Source organism: Klebsiella sp. NPDC088457, from assembly GCF_044900465.1.
GTDB lineage: Bacteria > Pseudomonadota > Gammaproteobacteria > Enterobacterales > Enterobacteriaceae > Klebsiella.
In genome coordinates, this window is record NZ_JBJDNH010000042.1 from 43,514 (window position 1) to 50,014 (window position 6,501).

Here is a 6,501-nt window from a genome sequence, read left to right on the forward strand (position 1 = left end):
TTGATGGCTGCCGCTGTGGGCAAGCTTAACCGTGTGAATCAGGAGTAAAAAAGATGACAACCCAGGCTGTTTCTGGTCGCCGCTATTTCACGAAAGCATGGCTGATGGAGCAAAAGTCGCTGATTGCCCTGTTGGTGCTGATAGCGATTGTTTCGACCATGAGCCCCAACTTTTTTACCATCAATAACCTGTTCAATATTCTGCAACAGACCTCGGTCAACGCCATTATGGCCGTCGGCATGACGCTGGTTATTCTGACCTCGGGGATTGACCTGTCCGTCGGTTCCCTGCTGGCGCTGACCGGCGCGGTGGCGGCGTCGATTGTGGGGCTGGAGGTCAACGCGCTGGTGGCGATCGCTGCGGCCCTCGCCTTAGGCGCAGCGATTGGCGCCGTTACCGGGGTCATTGTGGCGAAAGGGCGCGTACAGGCCTTTATCGCCACCCTGGTGATGATGCTGCTGCTGCGAGGGGTGACGATGGTGTATACCAATGGCAGCCCGGTCAATACCGGGTTCACCGACAACGCCGATCTGTTTGGCTGGTTCGGTATCGGCCGCCCGTTAGGGGTTCCTACACCGGTGTGGATTATGGCTATCGTGTTCCTTGCTGCCTGGTACATGCTGCATCACACGCGTCTGGGCCGTTACATCTACGCGCTGGGCGGTAACGAAGCGGCGACGCGTCTGTCCGGTATCAGCGTCAATAAAGTGAAAATCATCGTCTATTCTTTGTGCGGTCTGCTGGCTTCGCTGGCGGGAATTATCGAAGTGGCGCGTCTCTCTTCCGCACAGCCGACGGCGGGTACCGGTTATGAACTGGATGCCATTGCGGCGGTTGTGCTGGGCGGCACCAGCCTGGCTGGAGGGAAAGGTCGTATCGTTGGTACCCTGATTGGTGCATTGATCCTTGGCTTCCTGAACAATGGTTTGAATCTATTAGGCGTTTCTTCCTATTACCAGATGATCGTGAAAGCGGTGGTCATTTTGCTGGCGGTGCTGGTAGATAACAAAAAGCAGTAACTAAGAACTCTACAGGACATCTTAACTATGAATATGAAAAAACTGGCGACCCTGGTATCTGCTGTTGCTTTAAGCGCGACCGTCAGTGCCAACGCGATGGCAAAAGACACTATCGCTCTGGTTATCTCTACTCTGAATAACCCGTTCTTTGTCTCCCTGAAAGACGGCGCGCAGAAAGAAGCGGACAAACTGGGCTATAACCTGGTGGTGCTGGATTCGCAGAACAACCCGGCGAAAGAGCTGGCGAACGTGCAGGATTTAACGGTACGCGGCGCTAAGCTGCTGCTGATTAACCCAACGGACTCTGATGCTGTCGGTAATGCCGTGAAGATGGCTAACCAGGCGAAGATTCCGGTGATTACCCTTGACCGTCAGGCTGCGAAAGGCGACGTTGTCAGCCATATCGCTTCTGATAACGTGCTGGGCGGTAAGATGGCCGGCGACTACATTGCGAAGAAAACCGGTGAAGGCGCGAAGGTTATTGAACTGCAAGGCATTGCCGGGACTTCCGCGGCACGTGAACGTGGCGAAGGCTTCAGGCAGGCCGTTGCCGCGCATAAATTCAACGTGCTGGCCAGCCAGCCGGCGGACTTTGACCGTACTAAAGGTCTGAACGTGATGCAGAATCTGTTGACGGCGCATCCTGACGTGCAGGCGGTGTTTGCGCAGAATGATGAAATGGCGCTGGGCGCGCTGCGTGCGTTGCAGACTGCGGGTAAATCCGATGTGATGGTGGTTGGATTTGACGGCACTCCGGATGGCGAAAAAGCAGTAAATAGTGGCAAACTGGCAGCGACCATCGCTCAGTTGCCGGAGCAGATCGGCGTGAAAGGCGTCGAGACTGCTGATAAAGTGCTGAAGGGCGAAAAAGTGGATGCCAGCTATCCGGTTGAGCTGAAACTGGTTATTAAGCAGTAATATGCGATTCGGGCCGGCGACGGTCCGAGGGACAATATAAAAAAGAAAAGCAGGGCATGCGCCACCGGAGTCCGGTGGCGCGCTTTCCCGGGAACAGAAATAATGAAAACCGCAGGCAAACTTGTCGTCCTTGGCAGCATTAATGCCGATCACATTCTTAACCTTGTATCTTTCCCGACGCCGGGCGAAACCGTCACCGGTAACCACTATCAGGTGGCTTTCGGCGGTAAGGGCGCGAACCAGGCCGTTGCCGCCGGGCGTAGCGGAGCGGATATTGCATTTATCGCCTGTACCGGCGATGACGATATCGGCGAACGCATCCGCCGCCAGCTGGCGAGCGATAATATCGATGTGGCGCCGGTGCGTGCCGTCACCGGTGAATCGACCGGCGTGGCGCTGATCTTTGTTAATGCCGAAGGTGAGAATGTTATCGGTATTCATGCCGGCGCCAATGCCGCGCTCTCTGTTGCGCGGGTTGAGGCCGAAAAAGAACGTATTGCCAGCGCTCAGGCGCTGTTGATGCAGCTGGAGTCGCCGCTGGAAAGCGTACTGGCCGCGGCGAAAATCGCCCATCAAAATCACACCACCGTGGTGCTGAACCCGGCGCCGGCGCGTGAGTTGTCAGATGAACTGCTCGCGCTGGTGGATATCATTACGCCTAACGAAACCGAAGCGGAAAAGCTGACCGGCATCCGTGTGGAAAACGACGACGATGCGGCACATGCGGCCAGGGCGCTGCATGAAAAAGGTATTGGTACGGTGATGATTACCCTCGGGAGCCGCGGCGTATGGCTTAGCCAGGAAGGTAAAGGGCGTCGGGTTCCCGGCTTTAAAGTGCAGGCCATCGATACAATTGCCGCCGGTGATACCTTTAATGGCGCAGTCGTGACTGCCTTACTGGAAGGAACCGCGCTGGACGAGGCGATTCGCTTTGCTCATGCCGCCGCTGCCATTGCCGTTACCCGCAAAGGCGCGCAGCCTTCCGTACCATGGCGCGAAGAGATCGACGAGTTTTTACGTCAACAGGGGTAACGTTTGGCTACCATGAAGGATGTAGCCCGCGCGGCGGGCGTTTCCACTTCAACAGTTTCTCACGTCATTAATAAAGATCGCTTCGTCAGTGAGGCGATTACCGCCAAAGTCGATGCGGCGATTAAAAACCTGAACTACGCACCCTCCGCGCTGGCGCGTAGCCTCAAGCTCAACCAGACCCGGACCATCGGTATGCTGATCACCGCCAGTACCAATCCGTTTTATTCGGAACTGGTGCGCGGCGTGGAGCGGAGCTGCTTTGAACGCGGCTATAGCCTGGTGCTATGTAATACCGAGGGGGATGAGCAGCGGATGAACCGTAATCTTGAAACGCTGATGCAAAAACGCGTCGATGGCTTACTGCTGCTGTGTACCGAAACGCATCAACCTTCCCCGGAGATCATGCAGCGCTACCCATCGGTGCCCACGGTGATGATGGACTGGGCGCCGTTCGATGGTGATAGCGATCTGATTCAGGATAACTCTCTACTGGGTGGCGATATGGCGACGCAGTATCTGATTGATAAAGGGTATACCCGAGTGGCCTGTATTGCCGGGCCGCTGGATAAAACGCCATCGCGCCTGCGCCTTGAGGGATATCACGCGGCGATGTCCCGCGCCGGACTTGCCATTACCGCAGGCTATGTCATCACCAGCGACTTCGAATTTGGCGGCGGCTTTAACGCCATGCAACAGCTGCTCGCGTTACCCGAGCGGCCACAGGCGGTGTTTGTCGGCAACGATGCAATGGCGGTTGGGGCGTATCAGTCGCTTTATCAGGCCGGGCTGCGTATCCCGCAGGATATGGCGCTGGTGGGCTATGACGATATCGAACTGGCGCGCTATATGACGCCGCCGCTCACTACTATCCATCAGCCGAAAGATGAACTGGGTGAGCTGGCCATCGATGTGCTGATTCACCGCATGGCCGATCCGGGCCAGAAACAGCAGCGCGTACAGCTCACTCCTGAACTGGTGATTCGCGGTTCAGCTTAACGTTTGTGCCGCTCCTTGATCAGGTTGCGGCCATCTTTTGCTCTTAACAGCATAAAGGTCAGCGCCGATATGATGGTGATCGCCCCCATTGTCATAAAGGTGTAGTGGAACTGCTCCACGGTATTGGCGCTGTCGAACCCTTCATAAAAACGCAGTACCGCCGCGCTAATAGCGACCCCGAGGCTGATTGACAGCTGTTGGGTAACGGCCAGCAGGCTGTTTCCGCTACTGGCGTTATCATCGGTCAAATCCGCCAGCGTGATGGTGTTCATCGAGGTGAACTGGGTGGACATCGCCATTCCCAGCACAAACAGCGGCAGCAATAGCATCCAGATCGGCATTTCCGGAGACTGGAATGAGAACTGGGCGATCATCAGACCGATAAATATCGTTACCCCTACCAGGGTTTTCCGATAGCCCAGCCAGCGTAAAATCTGGGTGACGGTGGATTTCGCGATAATCGAGCCGATAGCGGTAGGGGCTATCATGCAGCCCGCGATGATTGCCGGATAGCCAAACCCGACCTGTAGCATCAGCGGCATCAGAAATGGCACGCAGCCGGTGCCCAGACGGGTGGCCAGATTTCCGGCTATACCGACTGAGAACGTATGGGTCTTAAATAAAGAAAGCGCGATCAGCGGCGTTGGGTGGCGACGCGCGTGGCGAATATAGGCCAACAGTAAAAGGATGCTCAGGGCGATGATCGACAGAGCAATCCAGGTCGCGACAATTTTCTCGCCAAACAGCTCGATGCCGCTGGAAAACAGCACCAGGCTCAAACCAAACAGCAGGAAACCGCTGGTATCAAAGCGACGACGTGGCGTGGTGAAGTCCGGCATATATTTACGGGCGTAGAGTATCCCGATAATGCCGATAGGGATATTTATCAGGAAAATCCAGTGCCAGCTGGCCCAGGTGACCAGAACCCCACCGAGAACCGGCCCAAGAATCGGGCCGACCAGCCCCGGCATGGTGACGAAGTTCAGTACCGGCAGTAGTTCGCTGCGCGGATAGGCCCGTAATAATGCCAGGCGCGCTACCGGCATCATCATCGCGCCGCCCATCCCTTGAATGACGCGAAAGATAACCAGCTCCATCAGCGAATCGGAAAGGGCACAGGCAAGCGAGCCGAGCGTAAACAGGCCGACGGCAATAATGAATACCTTGCGTGTGCCGAAACGGTCAGCCAGCCAACCGCTGACCGGGATAAGCATGGCGACGGTTAAGGTATAACTGATGATGGCGGATTGCATTGCCAGCGGCGAACGGTTGAGACTGTGCGCAATGGCGGGAAGGGCGGTATTCAGAATGGTGGCGTCCAGCGCCTGCATAAAAAAGGCCATGGCCGCGATCCACGGTAGCCCGGCCATACTACGCCCTTTCTTTTCGCTCATGCGGAACCCTTGTTATTTGCCTGAATGGTGTGGTGCGTTCAACAACGTCTGGCTGGCGTTAAGCGCCCGCGGGCCGTCGCTATCCTGAATGGCGTCAACGATGGCCTGATGGAGATCCAGCTTCACCACTTCGTTTTGGGTAATCGAAGTGAAGTAGGTGTGGTACACCGAATGAAACAGCGAGGCGAAGGCGATCAGGAACGGGTTTCCGCTCATTTCATAGATGTGCTCATGCCAGGCCATATCGACTTCAATCCAGCGCTCACGCTGAAAACGTCTTTTCAACTGGCTCATCTCTTCCATTAAGGTATTGAGCTGGGCCTTCTGTTCAGCGCTGCCTAATGTGGCGGCCAGAAAACAGGCCTGCGGTTCCAGACTGCTGCGCATGACGAGGAAATGGGTCACCACCTCTTCAAAATTATCTTCCGTTAACCACCATGAGAGCAGCTCTTTATCGAGAAAGTTCCAGTTACTGCGAGGCATGACCCGTGTGCCAATGCGTGGACGTGGCAACAGCATTCCTTTTGCAGTGAGCGTCTTGACCGCCTCGCGTACCGCCGTGCGGCTCACACCGAACTGTTCACCCAGCTCCATTTCGCCGGGCAGAATCGTTTCTGGCTGGTATTCACCGGTCAGGATTTTTTGAGCCAGTTTCTCCGCGAGTACCCAGGAGATGTTCTTTTGTGCCGCCAGTTGCTGTGCGCTTAAAGACATAAATGCCGTTCCTTTCTCTTTTTTACTCTATCAGTATGCCATCAGGTGGGCTATTTCGTTGGTTAAAACGGCAAAACGCTGGTTTTTTGCCACCTTACACGCCGCTTTGGTGAAAAAAGAGACGGTTGAAAAGTTTTTTTAAAACAGGGCTTGTCAACGTCTCAGAACTCCCTATAATGCGCCTCCACTGACACGGAACAACGGCACGCAAGCCGCCGGGTCAGCGGGGTTCAGCGATGAACGCCAGCGGAGAAAAGCAAAAATAAACGCTTGACTCTGAATGAGGAAAACGTATTATACGGGACCTCGCGACAGAGCGCTCAGCGCCGTCGCACTGCTCTTTAACAATTTATCAGACAATCTGTGTGGGCACTCAAAGTGACATGGATTCTTAACGTCTTCGGACGAAAAATGAATACCAAGTCTCT

General features: G+C 55.3%; 6 protein-coding genes. 4 read left to right on the forward strand and 2 right to left on the reverse strand.

Annotated elements, in window-relative coordinates; all coding sequences use genetic code 11:
* The first annotated feature begins 53 nt into the window (after window positions 1-53).
* From rbsC to rbsR, 4 genes are all read left to right on the forward strand, one after another.
* Window positions 54-1,019 (forward strand): ribose ABC transporter permease, encoded by a 966-nt coding sequence (gene rbsC, locus ACI2JR_RS22260; protein ID WP_132729052.1) that lies wholly within the window; start codon window positions 54-56, stop codon window positions 1,017-1,019.
* Window positions 1,020-1,046: 27 nt separating this feature from the next.
* Window positions 1,047-1,937, forward strand: coding sequence for a ribose ABC transporter substrate-binding protein RbsB (gene rbsB / locus ACI2JR_RS22265; RefSeq protein ID WP_132729050.1), 891 nt, complete (start codon window positions 1,047-1,049; stop codon window positions 1,935-1,937).
* A 99-nt stretch (window positions 1,938-2,036) separates the two neighbouring features.
* Entirely contained in the window at window positions 2,037-2,969 is a 933-nt protein-coding gene (rbsK, locus tag ACI2JR_RS22270) for a ribokinase (RefSeq protein WP_165905706.1), read from the forward strand.
* Between the two features lie 3 nt (window positions 2,970-2,972).
* On the forward strand, window positions 2,973-3,965 hold the full coding sequence (rbsR, locus tag ACI2JR_RS22275; RefSeq protein ID WP_132729046.1) for a ribose operon transcriptional repressor RbsR: 993 nt from the start codon (window positions 2,973-2,975) through the stop codon (window positions 3,963-3,965).
* Here the strand turns inward: rbsR and mdtD are convergent.
* Window positions 3,962-5,359 carry a multidrug transporter subunit MdtD gene (gene mdtD, locus ACI2JR_RS22280; protein ID WP_462479489.1) on the reverse strand — a complete coding sequence of 466 codons (1,398 nt, stop codon included), beginning with the start codon at window positions 5,357-5,359 and terminating at the stop codon, window positions 3,962-3,964. The genes rbsR and mdtD overlap by 4 nt on opposite strands.
* Window positions 5,360-5,371: 12 nt before the next feature.
* Complete coding sequence (locus ACI2JR_RS22285) at window positions 5,372-6,073, reverse strand: FadR/GntR family transcriptional regulator (protein WP_132729042.1); 702 nt, start codon at window positions 6,071-6,073, stop codon at window positions 5,372-5,374.
* Window positions 6,074-6,501: the final 428 nt, after the last annotated feature.